The organism is Kitasatospora sp. NPDC101183 (assembly GCF_044767945.1).
Taxonomy (GTDB): Bacteria; Actinomycetota; Actinomycetes; order Streptomycetales; family Streptomycetaceae; genus Kitasatospora.
The window spans coordinates 50,175-66,342 of record NZ_JBIWOW010000032.1; the positions used below are offsets into that span (position 1 = coordinate 50,175).

At 75.0% G+C, this 16,168-nt stretch carries 10 protein-coding genes; 7 read left to right on the plus strand and 3 right to left on the minus strand.

What is annotated here, in order from left to right; genetic code table 11:
- The first annotated feature begins 253 nt into the window (after window positions 1–253).
- The 3 genes from ACIRRS_RS33080 (at window position 254) to ACIRRS_RS33090 (ending at window position 7,534) form a co-directional block, all read left to right on the plus strand.
- The gene (locus tag ACIRRS_RS33080) at window positions 254–3,592 is read left to right on the plus strand and encodes an FtsX-like permease family protein (RefSeq protein ID WP_402978826.1); all 3,339 of its coding nucleotides are present in this window, start codon (window positions 254–256) and stop codon (window positions 3,590–3,592) included.
- The gene (locus ACIRRS_RS33085) at window positions 3,589–6,399 is read left to right on the plus strand and encodes a hypothetical protein (RefSeq protein ID WP_402978829.1); all 2,811 of its coding nucleotides are present in this window, start codon (window positions 3,589–3,591) and stop codon (window positions 6,397–6,399) included. Before ACIRRS_RS33080 ends, ACIRRS_RS33085 begins: the two co-directional genes overlap by 4 nt.
- Window positions 6,400–6,547: 148 nt before the next feature.
- Window positions 6,548–7,534 carry an ABC transporter ATP-binding protein gene (locus tag ACIRRS_RS33090; protein ID WP_402978832.1) on the plus strand — a complete coding sequence of 329 codons (987 nt, stop codon included), beginning with the start codon at window positions 6,548–6,550 and terminating at the stop codon, window positions 7,532–7,534.
- Here ACIRRS_RS33090 and ACIRRS_RS33095 read toward each other — a convergent pair.
- Both ACIRRS_RS33095 and ACIRRS_RS33100 read right to left on the minus strand, forming a co-directional pair.
- Complete coding sequence (locus ACIRRS_RS33095; RefSeq protein ID WP_402978835.1) at window positions 7,531–7,707, minus strand: hypothetical protein; 177 nt, start codon at window positions 7,705–7,707, stop codon at window positions 7,531–7,533. The genes ACIRRS_RS33090 and ACIRRS_RS33095 overlap by 4 nt on opposite strands.
- Window positions 7,708–7,851: 144 nt before the next feature.
- Window positions 7,852–9,411 carry an AMP-binding protein gene (locus ACIRRS_RS33100; protein ID WP_402978838.1) on the minus strand — a complete coding sequence of 520 codons (1,560 nt, stop codon included), beginning with the start codon at window positions 9,409–9,411 and terminating at the stop codon, window positions 7,852–7,854.
- 194 nt (window positions 9,412–9,605) lie between these two features.
- Between ACIRRS_RS33100 and ACIRRS_RS33105 the strand changes: the two genes are divergently transcribed.
- The 3 genes from ACIRRS_RS33105 to ACIRRS_RS33115 all read left to right on the plus strand — a co-directional run bounded on the left by ACIRRS_RS33105 (window position 9,606) and on the right by ACIRRS_RS33115 (window position 13,393).
- The gene (locus ACIRRS_RS33105) at window positions 9,606–10,358 is read left to right on the plus strand and encodes a thioesterase II family protein (RefSeq protein ID WP_402978841.1); all 753 of its coding nucleotides are present in this window, start codon (window positions 9,606–9,608) and stop codon (window positions 10,356–10,358) included.
- 99 nt (window positions 10,359–10,457) lie between these two features.
- Window positions 10,458–11,711, plus strand: coding sequence for a styrene monooxygenase/indole monooxygenase family protein (locus tag ACIRRS_RS33110; protein ID WP_402978844.1), 1,254 nt, complete (start codon window positions 10,458–10,460; stop codon window positions 11,709–11,711).
- A gap of 110 nt (window positions 11,712–11,821) precedes the next feature.
- Window positions 11,822–13,393, plus strand: coding sequence for an adenosine deaminase (locus ACIRRS_RS33115; protein WP_402978847.1), 1,572 nt, complete (start codon window positions 11,822–11,824; stop codon window positions 13,391–13,393).
- Here ACIRRS_RS33115 and ACIRRS_RS33120 read toward each other — a convergent pair.
- Window positions 13,390–14,898 (minus strand): carboxylesterase/lipase family protein, encoded by a 1,509-nt coding sequence (locus ACIRRS_RS33120; RefSeq protein ID WP_402978850.1) that lies wholly within the window; start codon window positions 14,896–14,898, stop codon window positions 13,390–13,392. The genes ACIRRS_RS33115 and ACIRRS_RS33120 overlap by 4 nt on opposite strands.
- A gap of 157 nt (window positions 14,899–15,055) precedes the next feature.
- Here ACIRRS_RS33120 and ACIRRS_RS33125 point away from each other — a divergent pair, with 157 nt between their 5' ends.
- Entirely contained in the window at window positions 15,056–16,102 is a 1,047-nt protein-coding gene (locus ACIRRS_RS33125; protein WP_402978853.1) for a TIGR03617 family F420-dependent LLM class oxidoreductase, read from the plus strand.
- Window positions 16,103–16,168: the final 66 nt, after the last annotated feature.

Here is a 16,168-nt window from a genome sequence, read left to right on the forward strand (position 1 = left end):
GCATTTCGGAGGCGGCCTCGGATGCGGGCGCGCGTCCAATGCAAGGAATTTGCTCATTACTTACTCGATTCGCGCAAGTCCCTTCCGTTCCCGGATCGAATCTGACAGAGTCGTCCGCTATCCGGCGACCGATAGCCGGTGATCTCTGCACATGATGTGCTCGAAGAGTGGCCAGCGCGGGCCGAATTGTGCCCGAATTGGAATGTGAACGAGCCCGGCACGCAACCGGGGACGTAAGCGGGGGAGGAATCACATGCTCGGCTTCGTCGTGCGCCGACTGCGCGGGCGACTGCCGTTGGCCGGCGCCGTCCTGCTCGCCGTGTTGATCACCACGGCGGTGCTGACGGCGCTCGTGGCGTTCAACAACAGCGTCGGCGAAGCCGGCCTGCGCAAGGCGCTGCAAGGCCCCGGCCACGCCCGCACCACCGTCGTGGTGACGGCGGAACACGGACTCGACGCCCGGGCCAAGGACGAGAAGGCGCTCGCCGACTACGGCGACCGGCTCTTCGGCGGCCACCCGGTCACCACCCAGTCCCTGCTGCGCAGCCGCTCGTACGCCCTGCCGGACGCGGCCAACGCGGACGCGGCCATCGCAGGCACCGCCAACGCGGGCCCGGCCAACGGGACTTCGGGCGCCGCCGCGCAGCCCGACCTGACCGTCCTCGCCGACCTCGACCGCTCCCGGCTGAACCTGGTCGGCGGCGCCTGGCCCGGGGCGGCCGCCGCGCCCGTCGCCACCACCGCCCCGCAGGTCGCCGTCCCGCAGTCGATGCTGGCCCGGCTCGGCCTGACCGCGCAGTCCCTGCCCGCCGACGTCCGCCTCGTCGACCGCCTCGGCGGCGCCGAACTGGCCGTCCGCGTCACCGGCGCCTACCACGCCAAGGACCCGGCCGACCCGTACTGGCGGATCGACCCGGTCGGCGGACGCGAGATCGCCGTGTCGGGCTTCACCACCTACGGCCCGATGATGGTCGACCAGAGCGCCTTCACCGCCGGCGGACTGATCCAGAGCAGCCGCGGCTGGCTCCTCGACGCCGACCTCTCCGGCATCGACCAGTCCACCGCCGACGCCATCGGCGCCCGCGCCCGGGGCCTCGGCGACCAGCTGCGCACCAGCGCCTCCCTCAACGCCACCACCGAACTGCCCGACATCATGCGGGAGTTGTCCTCCAGCATGATGGTCGCCCGGTCCACCCTGCTGATCGGCGCCCTCCAACTGGCCGTCCTCGCCGCCGCCGCGCTGCTCCTGGTCGTCCACCTGATCGCGGCCCGGCAGGAGGCGGAGAACGAACTGCTCGCCGCCCGCGGCGCCTCGGGCGCCCGCCTCGGCGCCCTCACCGCCATCGAGGCGGTGCTGCTCGCCCTGCCCGCCGCCCTCGTCGCGCCCCTGCTGACCCCGCTGCTGGTCCGCGCCCTCGCCGGGCTCGGCAGCGACCGCCAGCTCGACCTCGACACCGGCCTCACCTGGACGCTCTGGCCCGTCGCCCTGGTCTGCGCCCTCGCCTGCATCGCCCTGGCCACCGTGCCCAGCCTGCTGCGCGGAGCCGGTGCCGCCCTGCGCCGCCGCGCCGGCCGCCGCCAGGCCGTCGTCTCCGGCATCGCCCGCAACGGCGGCGACCTCGCCGTCCTCGCCCTGGCCGTGCTCGCCTACCAGCAGCTCAGCCAGTACGGCAGCGGGATGTCCGTCGACTCCTCCGGCGACCTCGGCGTGGACCTGCTCCTCGTCGCCACCCCGACCCTGGCGCTGTGCGCCGGAACCCTCGTCGTCCTGCGGCTGCTGCCCTTCGCCGCCCGGCTCGGCGCCCGGATGGCCGCCCGCGGCCGGGGACTCGGGCCCGCGATGGTCGGCTGGCAGCTCGCCCGCCGCCCCGCCCGCGCCACCGGGCCCGTCCTGCTGCTGGTGATGGCCGTCGCCACCGGCGTCCTCGCCCTCGGGCAGGGCGCGACCTGGTCGGCCTCCCAGCGCGACCAGGCCGCCTTCGACACCCTCGGCGGACTGCGCATCAGCGGCTCGCAGAGCGCCGTCATCGGCCAGGGCGGCCGCTACGCCGCCCTGCCCGGCGGCGACCGCATCGTCCCCGCCGTCCTGGAGGACCAGGCCCTGCCCAGCGGCAAGGGCCGGCTGCTCGCCGTCGACGGCAAGGCCTTCGCCGAGCGCATCCCCGTCCGCGAGGACCTGCTCGACGGGCACAGCGCGAACGAGCTGTTCCCCCCGCTCGCCCAGGCCGCCCCCACCGGGAACGCCGCCGGCATCCCGCTGCCCGGCAAGCCCCTGCGCATCGACGCCGACCTGACGGTCAACCAGGCCGGCCAGACGGACTACAAGCAGCGGCCCATGACGGGCGCCTCGGTGATCCACCCCGAGGTCCGGCTGCTGCTGCGCGACCGTTTCGGCTTCATCCACAAGCTCCCCTTCCCCCAGCTGCCGCTGAGCGGCGACGTCCACGCCTCGATCGACCTCGGCGCCGCCGTCGACGCCCCCCGGGGCACCGTCGCCGCGCCGCTGACCCTCGCCGGGGTGAGCGTCGCCTTCGGCGACCGGACCGAGGGCGAGGTCACCGTCCACCGCATCGCCGTCTCCGACACCGCGGACGGCCCCGCCACCGCCGTGCCCGTCCCCTCCGGCTTCGGCTGGACGGCCACGGCCCCGCCCATCCGCGTCACGGGCAAGACCGGCGGCGGCCCCACCGCCGAACTCGGCACCGAACCCCTGGGCGCCGACCGGCTGTTCACCGTCCGCTACCACAACTCCTTCGGCTTCGCGAACGAGTCGCTGCGCGCCACCCTCACCCCGAGAGGCCCCGAGGCCCCGGCGGACACCCCCGGCGTCGCCACCGGCGACTACCTGAAGGCCATCGGCGCCAAGGTCGGCGACACCATCCAGGTGCCGTTCGCCGGGGTCGTCCTGCGGGTCAGGATCACCGCCGAGATCGAGGCACTCCCGGTCGCGGGCCGCAGCGCCCTCGTCGTCGACCTGCCCACCATCGCCAACCTGCTCGCCTCCCAGGGCCGCGACCTGCCCACCCGCACCGAGTGGTGGCTGCCCGCCGCCGGGCCGGGCGACCGCACCCCCGCCGAAGCGGCCGCCGCCCTGCGCGGCGCCCCCGGGGCGCAGGACGTCAAGCTGTACCAGGAGAGCGCCGACGCGCTGCTCGACGACCCCGTCGGCTCCGCTCCGCAGAGCGCCCTGCTGGTGATCGCCATCGTCACCGCCGTGCTCGCCGCCATCGGCTTCGCCGCCGCCGTGGCCGGCTCGGCCCGGGAACGCTCCCGCGACTCCGCCCTGCTGCTCGCCCTCGGCGCGCCGCGCCGGGCCGTCGCCCGGACCGTGGCCGTCGAGCAGGCCCTGCTCGTCGCCCTCGGCGGCACCGTCGGGCTCGCCCTCGGCGCCCTGCTCGTCCACCTGATCGTGCCGTACGTGGTCCTCACCTCCGCCGCCGTCCGGCCGACGCCCCCGGCGCTGGTCGAACTGCCGATCGGACAGTCCCTCCTGCTCACGGCCGCGATCGCCGTCGTCCCGCTGCTGTCGGCCTTCCTCATCGGCCGCCGCCGCGACGTCGCCTCCCGGCTGCGCCACGTGGAGGAGATGTGACCGGCAAGGAGAACACGGAGAAGGAGAACACGAGGAGGGAGGCACGGACCACGCCCGCGCCCTGGGTCCGCACCCGGCTGCGCTCGGCCCCGCTGGCTGCGCTGCTCATGGCGGCCCTCACCCTCGTCACCGCCTTCCTGGCGGCCGCCTTCCCCCGGCAGTCCGACCGGGGCTCGGACTCCGCACTGCGCGAGTTCACCCACCGGCTGAGCGTCAACGCGACCAGCTTCTCCGCGACGGGCAACGCCCGCGCCACCGACAAGGCCTCGGACCTGGACGAGGTCCACGCCAAGCTGACCGCCGAGATCGGCCGCCAGCTCCCGCTCAGCACCGTCGGCGAGGTGTACGGCACCCGGGTCAAGCGCTCCCACCCGCTGCTCAACCCGGGCCTCGCCCGCCTCACGGACACCAACCCGCCGATGATGGGCCTGCTCTACCTCCACGGCCTCGGCGACCAGGTCACCCTGACCTCCGGCACCTGGCCGGGCGCCGCCCAGCCGGGCGAGCCGCTGCCGGTCGCCATCAGCGAGGACGCCGCCAGGACCATCGGCATCAAGCTCGGCGACGTCCTCGACAACGGCGACGACGGCATCGGCCCGGTCCGCACCGCCGTGGTCGGCCTCTACCGCGTCAACGACCCCCAGGGGCCGTACTGGGAGGACCTCGGCTGCCCCGCCCGGGCCTGCCTGTCCGGCGGACCGGCCAGCCTCCACTGGTCGACCACCGGATTCGTCGGCGGCGAGAGCCTGGCCGCGCTGTCCAACTGGGGCTCCGTCGGCCAGCACTTCTGGCGGGTGCCGATGGACACCAGCACCCTGCGCTCCGACCAGCTCGACCGCACCCGGGGCATCGTCGACTCCTTCATCGCCGGGCGCGGCGCCTCCGCACTCCCCGTCGTGACCCACCGCGCGGACCTGCACATCAACTCGATGCTGCCCGAGGTGTTCAACCGCGCCGTCGTCCGCCAGCAGGCCGCCGCGCCGCTGGCCGCCATCGGCCCGGCCGGCGTCGCGGGCGTCGCCGCCGTGGTGCTCTGCCTCGCCGCCGCCCTGACCGCCGACCGGCGCGCCGGGGAGATCAGGCTGCTCCAGGCCCGGGGCGGCTCGCGCACCGGCGTGCTGCTGCGGCTGCTCGGCGAGGGCGCGGTGACGGTGCTGCCGGCCGCGGCGGTCGGCACCGCCCTGGCCCTGGCGCTGCTGCCCACTCCCCGCTGGGGCAACGCCGTACTGGCGGCCCTCGCCGCGACGCTGCTCGCCCTGCTGGCCTTCCCGGTGCGCGGTGCGATGATCATGTCCAAGCCCCGGCCGGCCGCCGGATGGCGCCGACTCGTCGGCGAACTCTCCGTCCTCGCCGCCACCGCGGCCGCCGTCGCCGAGGTCCGCCGACGCGGCGTGGCCGCGCCCGGCGCGGGCATCGACCCGCTGCTGGTGCTCGCCCCGCTGCTGCTCGCCGTCACCGGCGCGCTGGCGTTGGCCCGCCTCCAGCCGTACGTGGTCGGCCGGTTCGCCGCCCTCGCCGGGCGCGGCCGGGGCGTGGTCGGGTTCCTCGGCCTCGCCCGCGCCGCCCGGGGCAGCGCGGCGGGCCGCCGCCCGTCCGCCCTGCCGCTGCTCGCCCTGCTGATCGCCGTCACCACCACCGGCTTCGGCGCGACCGTGCTCGACACCGTCGACCACTCCCGGATGCAGGCCGCCCGGATCGCCAGCAGCGGGGACGCCTCCATCGCGCTCCCCACCTACGGCACCCTGCCGGACGACTTCGTCAAGGCCGCCGGGGAGCTGCCCGGGGTGCGGGCCGCCACCGGCGCCTGGGTCGAGACGGAGGCCACCTTCATCGGCGGCGACCACGACTCCACCAAGACGGTGCTCATCGTGGTCGAGCCCAACGCCTACGCCGAGATCGCCCGCTCCCTCGGCTCGGGTCAGTTCGACCCGGCGAAGATGGCCGCTCCCCCGGGCGGCCGGGACACCCCGGTGCCCGCGCTGTTCAGCCGCGACCTGGCCAAGCGGCTGGCCACCGGCCCCGCGCAGGTGCACCTGCCGGGCGGCAGCGACCTGTTGACCACCGTCGCCGGGATCGTGAGCGCCACCCCGGCCCTCTCCCAGCCGGGCCAGTCCTTCGTGGTCGTCTCCTCCACGGCCGCCGGGGAGCGGATCCCGGAGTACAAGAAGGTCAACAAGTGGTTCGCCGTCGGCGACATCGACCCCGGCAAGGTCCGCACCCTGCTGCTGGAGCGCGGACTGAGCAAGCTCAGCGGCTACGTCAAGATGGTCAGCGACGACGCCGCGGCCGCCGGGGAGGGCAGCTTCGGCCTGCCGCCCGGCTACACCGTGCACAGCAGCGAGGAGGAGGCCGCCCGGCTCGCCAACGACCCGCTGCAGCACTCCGCCGGAACGCTGTTCTGGTCCGCGGCCTTCGCCGGCGCCGGATTCGCCCTGCTCGCCGTGCTGCTGACGCTCGTACGCGCCGCCCCCGAGCGGACGGCGCTGCTGGCCCGGCTGCGCACCATGGGTCTGAGGCCCCGGCAGGGCCTGGCCCTGATCGTCACCGAGACGCTGCCGCAGACCCTGACGGCGGCCCTCGGCGGCGGGCTGGTCGCCCTCGTGGCGGTCGCCCTGACCGGCTCGGCCATCGACCTCTCGGCGCTGGTCGGCGCCCGGGTCGACGACCAGCTGCTCCCCTCGGTGATGCCGGTGCTGGTGCCCACCGCCGGGCTGGCCCTGGTGGTCTGCCTCGCGGTGCTGCTGGAGACGGCGATCACCGGGCGGCGCCAGATCGCCACCGAGCTGCGCGCGGGGGAGACCCCGTGAGGCGGCGAACTTCCCTGCCCGTACGGCTCGTCGGAGCAGTCGGGCGACCGGACACGCACCGGACCGAACAGACCGAACAGATCGAACACACCGAACAGACCGAACAGACCGGACGGACCGGACAGACCGTCGAGACAGGAGACGAGCGGTGACAAGCACCCCCACGGAGCGGACGGCCGCCGAGGCCCCCAGCCTGCAGGAGCTCCAGCGGCGGGCCCTCGCCGCCGCCTCGCCCAAGGCGTACGGAGAGGGCGCGGCCATCGTCTGCGACCGGCTGGTGCGGATCTTCAGCGCGGAGGGCGTCGAGGTCCAGGCGCTCCAGGGCCTGGAGCTGACCATCGCCCAGGGGGACCTCGTCGCCCTGGTCGGCGCCTCCGGCAGCGGCAAGTCCACCCTGCTGACCATCCTGGCCGGGCTCGACGTGCCCACCGCCGGGACCGCCACGGTGGCGGGCTGCGACCTGCTGGAGATGTCCACCAAGGAGCGGCTGCGCTACCGCCGCGAGGTGGTCGGCTTCATCTGGCAGCAGACGGCCCGCAACCTGCTGCCCTTCCTCACCGCGGCCGAGAACATCGCCCTGCCGATGCAGCTGCGCGGGCGCGGGGCCGGGGGCTCCAAGCAGCAGGTGGCGCGGGTCGCGGAGCTGATGGAGGCGCTGGAGATCGGCGACCTCGCCCACCGCAAGCCCAACGAGATGTCCGGCGGCCAGCAGCAGCGGGTGGCGATCGCGGTGGCGATGGCCAACAACCCGCCGGTGCTGCTCGCGGACGAGCCCACCGGTGAGCTGGACTCCGAGACGGCGGGGGTGATCTTCGAGTCCTTCCGCACCGTCAACCGGGAGCTGGGCGCGACCGTGGTGATCGTCACCCACGACCCGATGGTGGCCGGGGAGGTCCGGCGCACCGTCGCCATCCGGGACGGGCGGACCAGCAGCGAGGTGCTGCGGCGCACGGTGACGGACGAGCACGGCGAGGAGTCGGTCAACGAGCGCGAGTACGTGATGCTCGACCGCACCGGGCGCGTCCAGCTGCCGGTGAAGTTCCTGGAGGCGCTGGGGATGGAGCACCGGGTCGCCGTCGACCTGGCGGCCGACCACATCGAGGTGCGGCCGGACGACCTGGCGGGGCACTCCTAGTCGTCGTTCCCCGAGCGCGCGAACAGGCCGCTGCCCTCGGCCTCCCTCCGGAGGTCGGGGGCGGCGGTCGTCGTGGAGCGGGTGGCGTGGCCGGTGGCGCGGGCGAAGACGAACAGCGCGCACGCGGCGGCGGCGAGGAGGCCGAGCGCGGTGAGGACGCGTAGCCAGGTCAAGGTCGGGCTCCCGGGGAGGACGGTGCGGCCGCAGTGGTATCGGCAGTCCGGCCTGCGCGGTCGAGCTGTCCGGGGGCGGTTCTTCCCGTCGGTTGCGGTGCGAGCGGCCGTCCGCGCGGGCGCTCGACGCGCCACGGGGGCGCGTCAGGCCTCCTCGTACGCCTCCTCGTACGCCGCTGCGCCGGTCGCGGTCCGTCCGTCCGGCGCTTCGAGCAGGGCCCGGAGGGCGGGCAGATCCGGCTTGCCCAAACCCGTCAGGGGGATGCTCGGGAGGATCAGCAGGGTGTGCGGGGCGTGGCGCGCGCCCCCGCGCTCGATGCTCCAGCGGTGCAGCTGCTCCGTCGTGACACGGGAACCGGGCGCGACGGCCACGGCGGCGTGCACCCGCTCCAGGCGGTCGGGGTCGGCGGTCGCGAACATCACCGCCTCGCGGACCTCGGGGTGGGAGCGCAGCGGCTCCTCCACATCGCGGGGGAACACATTGTGCCCCTCGACGATGGCCATGGACTCGCCCCGGCCCACCACCGTCAGATAGCCCGACCTGTCCAGCGTGCCCAGGTCCCCGGTGAGCAGCCGGCCCTCCCGCAGCACCCGCTCGGTCAGCTCGGGGTCCCGCCAGTAGCCCGCCATCGCCGTCGGGGTGCGCACCTCGATCCCGCCCACCTCACCGGGCGGCAGCGGCTCACCCTCCTCGTCCACGATCCGCACCTCGACGTCCGGGAACGGGCGCCCGGCGGTGGACAGCAGCCGGGGGTCCAGGTGCTCGTCCGGGCCGAGGCGGGTGACCGGGCCGCACTCCGTGAGGCTGTACGTCTGGTGCAGCACCCGGCCGAGGCGCCGCGTCGCCTCCGCCAGGCGGCGTGGCGAGGGCAGGCAGCCGGTGTAGCCGATCAGGCGCAGGCTGCCCGTGTCCGCCGAGGGCAGCAGCGGGTGGTCCAGCAGCCGGTACAGCAGGTGCGGCGGCAGGAAGGTGCGGGAGACCCGGAAGCGCTCCACCGCCTCCAGCACCGCCCCCGCGTCGAAGCCCTCCTGCAGCACCACCGTGCCGCCGGCCGCCAGTGCCAGATCGGCCGTGGTGCCGCCGCCGTGGCACAGCGGGGTGCAGAGCAGGAACACCGAACCGCCGAGCAGCCCCGGTCTCGGCGGTCGGGAGAACCGTCTCATCACGCCCTTCGGCCGCCCGGTCGTGCCGCCGGTGAAGCGCACGCCCATCACGTCCTCGGGGCGGAAGCGCGGCTCCAGGGGCTCGGCGGAGCACCCGGCGGCCAGCTCCAGCAGGTCCGCGCCGACCTCGGTCGGCCCGAGGGCGAACAGGGCCGCCGAGGGCAGCGCCCGGGCGACCTCCTCGGCGGCGGGCGCGCAGCCGGCCGGGTCGAAGACCAGCGCCTCCGTCCCCGCGAACTCCGCCAGGGCCGCCAACTCCCGTGCGGGGGCGAGGGGGTAGGGCATCGCGACCCGGCAGCCCAGCAGGTTCGCGGCCAGGCGCACCAGCACCGCCTCCGGGCGGTTCCCGGAGATCACCGTCACCCCGTCGCCGTGCCCCAGCCCCGCGCGCTCCAGCGCCCGGGCCATCCGGAACACCGCGTCCAGGCACTCCCGCGCCGTCCAGGCCCGGTCGCCGGACCACAGGGCCACCCGGCCCCCGTCCTGCGCCAGCCCGTCCAGCACCAGCCCGGTGTACGTGGGCTCCGTGCTCGTCGTCATGCCCTGACCCCGTCCTCCCGTGATTTTGACGGTGCGTCAGCGTAGCCCACTGGGGCGCAAGTGGCTCCCGGTGATGCGGCAGGAGATTCACCGGCCCGGAGGGCGGGCGTGACCGGGGCAACATCCCGTGACCGGGCGGGTGCTGGGAGACTGGGGAGGAAGGGTGCCCGTTCCGGAGAGAGGTCGAAGCCCGTATGTCCAACAGCGCCGCCGTCGACAACCCGTGGTTCCGCCGGTTCAAGCCGTCCGACTACGCCCCCGCGCGGGTCGTGTTCTTCCCGCACGCGGGCGGTTCGGCCAGCTACTACCTGGAGTACGCCAACGCGCTGTCGCCGTACGCCGACGTGCTCGCGGTGCAGTACCCGGCCCGGCAGAACCGGCTCTCCGAGCCCGGGATCCCCTCGGTGGCGGGGCTGGCCGACCGGCTCGCCGCGGAGCTGCGGCCCTGGGCCGACCGTCCGCTGTACTTCTTCGGGCACAGCATGGGCTCGGCCGTCGCCTTCGAGGTGGCCGCGCGCTTCGCCGCTGAGGGCCTCTCGGCGCCGGAGCACCTGTTCGTCTCGGCGGGCCGGGCGCCCTCGCTGCCCCGGGCGACCGACGTGCACCGGCAGGGGGACGACGCGCTGCTGGAGGAGATCACCGCGCTCGGCGGCACGGACCGCGGCATCCTGGCCGTCCCCGCGCTGCGCCAGGTGATCCTGCCCTCGCTGCGCGCGGACTTCACGGCGATCGAGACCTACCTGTGCGCGCCCGGCGCGACCGTGCCCGTGCCGATCACCGGCCTGGTCGGTGAGACGGACCCCAACGCCACCGTCGAACACGTCGGCGCCTGGGCGGGGCACACCACCGGCGGCTTCGACCTGCGGGTCTTCCCGGGCGGGCACTTCTACGTGGCGGAGCAGGTCGAGGCCGTCACCGAGCTGATCGTCGGGCGCCTGCGGGGTTGAGGCGTTCGCGGCGGTGACGCGCCCGGCGGGCTCGGCTAGGGTGTTCGAACCTGACGCACGGTCAACGGAGCCGTCGTCAGGGAGCCTTCGGGAGGCCTTGTGCGCCGGATCGCCGTCGTCGGAGCGGGTCAGGCGGGCCTGCAGCTCGCGCTGGGGCTGGTCGAGGACGGCCATCGGGTGACGCTCGTCGCCGAGCGGACCCCGGACCAGCTGCGCGGCGGGCGCGTCCTGTCCACCCAGGCCATGTTCGGCCCGGCGCTGCGGATCGAGGCCGGGGCCGGGCTGGACCTGTGGGCGCGGGAGGCGCCCTCCGTGTACGCCGTCCGCTCGGCGCTGTGCGTGCCGCCGGGCGTCAAGGCGCTCGAGTTCACCATGACCCTCGACGAGCCCGCGCAGTCCGTCGACCAGCGGATCAAGCTGGCGCGCTGGCTCGAACTGCTCGGCGAGCGCGGCGGCGACGTCCGGTTCCGCTCCCTGGACCGCGAGGGCCTGCGCGAGCTCGCCCGGCGGCACGAGCTGACGGTCGTCGCGGCCGGGCGCGGGGAGCTGGCCGGGATCTTCGAACGCGACCCGGGCCGCTCGCCGTTCGACCGGCCGCAGCGCAATCTGACCTGCCTCTACGCCCACGGCGTCGGCTCGCCCGACCCGGCGACGGAGCCGCGCGCCCGGATGCACGCCCTGCCCGGGCTCGGGGAGCTGTACCTCCAGCCCGCGCTCACCCTGTCGGGGCCGTGCTCGATCCTGCTGTGGGAGTCCCTGCCGGGGAGCCCGCTCGACGCCTTCGGGGACGACCCGGCGCCGGAGGTCCAACTCGCCCGGATGCGCAAGCTGTTGGCGGAGTACCTGCCCTGGGAGGCGGAGCTCTGGGCGGAGGCCGAGCCGACCGACGCCGGGGCCGGGCTCTCGGGGGCGGTCACCCCGGTCGTCCGGCGGCCCGTGGCCGAACTCGGCTCGGGTGTCGACGCCGTGCACGTCCTGGGCCTCGGGGACGCGGTGGTCGTCAACGACCCGATCACCGGGCAGGGCGCCAACAGCGCCGCCCGGGCCGCCGACGCCTACCGGAGGGCGATCGCCGAGCACGGGGACGCGCCCTTCACGGCCGACTGGATGTGCCGGACCGCCGAGCGCTTCTGGCAGCAACAGGCCCGCCACAGCGTGCGGTTGACGGCTGACCTGCTCACCATGCCGGAGCACCTCCAGGGCGTGTTCGCGGCGGCGGCGGAGTACGACGCCGTCGCGCGCCGACTGGCCAACACCTACGCCGAGCCGAGCGACCACGCCGCCTGGCTGGCGACGCCGGAGCTGACGGTCGCGTACCTGGAGTCCGTCCGGGCGTCAGGCTCGAACGGATGAGCGGAGGTTCGAACGTGGGTGTCGTCCCGTTCGTACCGATCAGTCACCCGTTCGAGTGACGGGTAGAGGAAGGGTAAAGGGCTGCTCCGGCGGGACGTGAGCATACGATCATGATCACGCCACGCCGTAGCACCATGATCGCGGCCGCCGTCTGCGCCGCCCTGCTGACCCCCCTCGTCCCCATGGCCGCCCAGGCCGCCCCCGCGCCCGCCAGCAAGGGCTCGCGCACCCTCGCCGAGCGCAAGGTGGACGCCCGGCTCGACCGCCTCCGGGACGACCCGGCCGCGCTGCGCGCCTTCCTGCACGACCTGCCCAAGGGCGGTGACCTGCACAACCACCTCTCCGGCGCCGTCTCCACCGAGCTGCTGATCAAGCTCGCCGCCGAGGACGGCCTCTGCATCGACACCGGCACGCTCACCGCGCAGAACCCGCCCTGTACCGCCACCGCCCGCCCCGCCGCCGACGCCGTCACCGACCAGGCGTTCCGGCAGAACGTGATCCGGGCCTGGTCGATGCAGGACTTCGCACCCGGCGGCGCCGAGTCCGGGCACGACCACTTCTTCGCCACGTTCGGCAAGTTCGGCGAGGCCAGCTGGCGCCATCCCGGAAAGATGCTGGCCGAGGTCACCGACACCATGGCCGACCAGCACCAGAGCTACCTGGAGACCATGCTGACCCCCGCCTCCGGCGGCGCCGCCGCGCTGTCCGCCAAGGTCGGGTGGGACGCGGACCTCGCCAAGCTGCGGGACAAGCTGCTCGCGGACAACGGCATCGCCAACCTCGTCGCCCAGGCGCGCTCCGACGCGGACAAGCTGTTCGCCGAGTACCGCACCACGGAGAACTGCGGCACCGACCGGGCCGCGCCCGGCTGCGCCGTCACCGTCCGGATCGTCTCCCAGGCCTCCCGCGCCTCCACCCCGGCCCGGGTGTTCACCCAGCTGCTGCTCGGGATGGAACTCGCCGGCCAGGACGACCGGTTCGTGGCCGTCAACCTCGTGCAGCCGGAGGACTACCAGTCCTCGCTGGACAACTACGACCTCCAGATGCGGATGCTCGACTACCTGCACCCGCTCTACCCCAAGGCCCACATCACCCTGCACGCGGGCGAGTTGACGCCCGGCCTGGTCAAGCCGGAGGACCTGCGCTCGCACATCCGCGAGGCGGTGCTGACCGGCCACGCCGAGCGGATCGGCCACGGCGTGGACGTCGCCGGCGAGGACGACTCCGACGGCCTGCTGAGCCTCCTCGCCGAGCGCCAGGTGCTCGTCGAGGTGCCGCTGACCAGCAACGAGCAGATCCTCCAGGTCTCGGGCCAGGACCACCCCTTCCCGCTGTACCGCGCCAACGGCGTGCCGGTCGCGCTGGCCACCGACGACCCGGGCGTCTCGCGCGGGGACATCACCGGCGAGTACGAGAAGGCCGCCACCCGCTACGACCTGGGCTACCGCGACCTGAAGGACCTCTCCCGGGCCTCGCTGGAGTTCGGCTTCCTGCCCGGCCGCAGCCTGTGGAAGGACCGCACCCGCTTCCAGCCCGTGCCGGAGTGCGCCGGTGAGACCCTCGGCAGCACGAACCCGCGCCCCCGCTGCGCGGCTCTGCTGGAGGCCAGCCCGAAGGCGCAGCAGGAGTGGAAGCAGGAGCGCGGGTTCGGCGAGTTCGAGCGGGCGGTGCTGAACTCCTAGCCGTTCTCGTCGGAGTCCGAAAGGCCGTACGGGGTGGGGGAGTTCCCCTCCCAGATCGCGCGGGCCGCCTGCTCGGGGTAGCGGGCGGTCCGCGAGGGCGCGTCCAGGACGCGGGTGAGCTGTTCGCCGTCCTCGTAGGCGGGCCAGCCGGGATCGCCCGTGGCGGCGAAGGAGACCCAGGCCCGCCGGATCTCCCGGGACACCTCGGTGGCGGCGGGCGGCGGCGGGTCGCCGAGGAACTGCCGGGCCGTCGGGGCGTCCAGGGTGCCGAAGGAGAGCGGGACGTCCAGCCCGTGGCAGGCGCCGAGCACCCCGCCGAGGCCGGCGGCGGGCAGGGCCAGCTCGAACAGGTACGAGCTGCCGCCGGCACGGGAGTTGGCCTCGGCCAGGTGCAGGGAGGGCATCCGGAAGATCGCGTCGGAGCCGACGGCCTCCAGCAGCGCCTCCCAGCCGGCCTCCGGGTAGGCGGCGCGGTACGCGGCGATGCCGTCCGGCGGCGGGGCGAGCAGGCGCAGCGCGGTGCGGGCCTCCTCCTCGGTGAAGGTGCCGAGCCGACCGCTGAGCACGGTGAAGAGCCGGAACTCGTCGCGGGTGTGGCCGACGAGCAGCTCGACCCCGTCGGCCAGGTCCGTCCAGGGGACGCAGGGCAGCACCTCGCCGTCGAGGACCGGAACGGTGGCGATGCCGGTCTGGGCCAGGCGGCCCCAGCGGGCGAGGTGCTTCGGCAGCTCCGCGCCCAGGTCGGTGACGGCGGAGGCGAGTCGCCAGGGGTCGACCTCGGCCAGGGAGGCGGCCGTGGGCGCCGCGCCGACGCGCCGGGCGAGCACGGCGGCGACGTCCGAGGCGAGTTCGGGCGTGGCGAGGTTGCCGGGGACGGAGTGGGCGACGGCCCGCCGGAACAGGCCGCGCGCCGCCGGCATGACTGTCATCGCGGCGACGGACCCGGCCCCGGCGGACTGCCCGGCGACGGTGACCAGAGCGGGATCGCCGCCGAAGCGTGCGATGTTGCGCCGGACCCAGTGCAGGGCGGCCGTCTGGTCGAGGAAGGCCCGGTTGGCCGGGGCGCCCTCCAGCAGGAGGAAACCCTCCGCCCCCACGCGGTAGTTGACGGCCACCACGACCAGGCCGGCCGAGGCGAGGGCGGTCGGGTCGTACAGAGGGTCCCCGGAGGTGCCCGCGATGAAGCCCCCGCCGTGCAGCCACACCAGCACGGGCAGGCCCGCCGCGCCCGGGTCCGGGGTGCAGACGTCGAGGGTCAGCCAGTCGGTGCCCTCGGACGGGACGGGGCTGGTGATCGGGCCGGACTGCGGGACGACGGGGCCGAACTCGGCGGCCTCGCGCACGCCCTCCCACGGCTCGGGCGGGGCCGGGGCGGCGAAGCGCAGCGCCCCGACGGGCGGCCGGGCGTACGGGACGCCGCGGAAGACGGCGAGGCCCCGGTCGAGGCGGCCCCTCAGGGCCCCCTCGGTGGTGCGGACGACGGGCTGGTCGGGCAGTTCGGTCATGGTGACGCGCTCCTCCCTCGGGTCTGGCACCACCGTACGGACCTTTACGCCGCGGCGGCCGCAGGCATGGGAGGTTCAGGCGGTCGGGGCGGCGTGGGAGGCTACCGGGGTACGACCGGGGCCCCGCCCCCGCACGTCCGCGACCAGGAGCACCGCCATGGACCAGCCCGCCGCCCTCCGCCTCGACGCCACCGCCTCCGGGCACCCGGCGGGCATCCTGGAGGCCGCCGAGCGTGCCGAACTGCGGGGCATGGACCGGCTGGTCGTCGCCGAGACGGCGTACGACCCCTTCCTCCAGCTGGCCCGCGCCGCCGACCGCACCGAGCGCATCGAGCTGGCCACCGGCATCGCCGTGGCCTTCGCCCGGACCCCGATGACGCTCGCCTACCAGGCCTGGGGCCTGCACGCGGCCTCCGGCGGCCGGGCCGTCATCGGTCTCGGCTCGCAGGTCAAGCCGCACGTCGAGAAGCGCTTCGGGATGCCCTGGGACCGCCCGGCGGCGCGGATGGGCGAGTACGTGCACGCCGTGCGGGCGATCTGGCACAGCTGGCAGACCGGTGAGCGGCTGCGCTTCCGGGGCGAGTTCTACACCCACACCGTCATGACCCCGGTCTTCTCGCCCGACCCCGTCGAGGCCGGGGCGCCGCGCATCCTGCTGGCGGGCGTCGGCCCGCTGATGACCCGCACCGCCGGGGCCGTGGCCGACGGCTTCCTCGGCCACCCCTTCACCTCCACCGCCTACCTGGCCGAGCAGGTCCTGCCCGGGCTGCGGCAGGCCCGGGCGCGGGCCGAGGCGGCGGGGGAGCCGTGGACGCGGCGGCCGTTCGAGACCGTCGGCAACGTGCTCACCGCCACCGGCCGGACGGAGGAGGAGCTGGCCGCCAACCGGGCCGCCGTCCGGGAGCGGCTGGCGTTCTACGCCTCCACCCCCGCCTACCGTCCGGTGCTGGCGCAGCACGGGTGGGAGGCGCTGCAGGAGGAGCTGCACACCCACTCGGTGCGGGGGCGCTGGGCGGAGATGGCCGCGCTGATCGACGACGAGGTGTTCGACGCCTTCGCGGTCAGCGGGACGGTCGAGGAGGCGGCGCGGGAGATCCACCGCCGGTACGCGGGGCTGGTCACCCGGCTCTCCGTCAACCTGCCGGAGGGCGCGGACCCGGAGCTGGGGCTGGACGTCCTGGAGGCCGTACGGGCGCTCGGCTGATCGCCGGCGGGTTCTTGTGTAGGGCGAGGCCGGTCGCCGGCGGGTTCTTGTGTAGGGCGAGGCCGG

Excerpts from the sequence above, each read along its gene's own strand:
- ACIRRS_RS33125 (WP_402978853.1), top strand. The coding sequence starts at position 15,056 with ATGGACCAGCCCGCCGCCCTCCGCCTCGACGCCACCGCCTCCGGGCAC.
- ACIRRS_RS33120 (WP_402978850.1), bottom strand. The coding sequence starts at position 14,898 with ATGACCGAACTGCCCGACCAGCCCGTCGTCCGCACCACCGAGGGGGCC.
- ACIRRS_RS33080 (WP_402978826.1), top strand. The coding sequence starts at position 254 with ATGCTCGGCTTCGTCGTGCGCCGACTGCGCGGGCGACTGCCGTTGGCC.
- ACIRRS_RS33115 (WP_402978847.1), top strand. The coding sequence starts at position 11,822 with ATGATCACGCCACGCCGTAGCACCATGATCGCGGCCGCCGTCTGCGCC.
- ACIRRS_RS33100 (WP_402978838.1), bottom strand. The coding sequence starts at position 9,411 with ATGACGACGAGCACGGAGCCCACGTACACCGGGCTGGTGCTGGACGGG.
- ACIRRS_RS33105 (WP_402978841.1), top strand. The coding sequence starts at position 9,606 with ATGTCCAACAGCGCCGCCGTCGACAACCCGTGGTTCCGCCGGTTCAAG.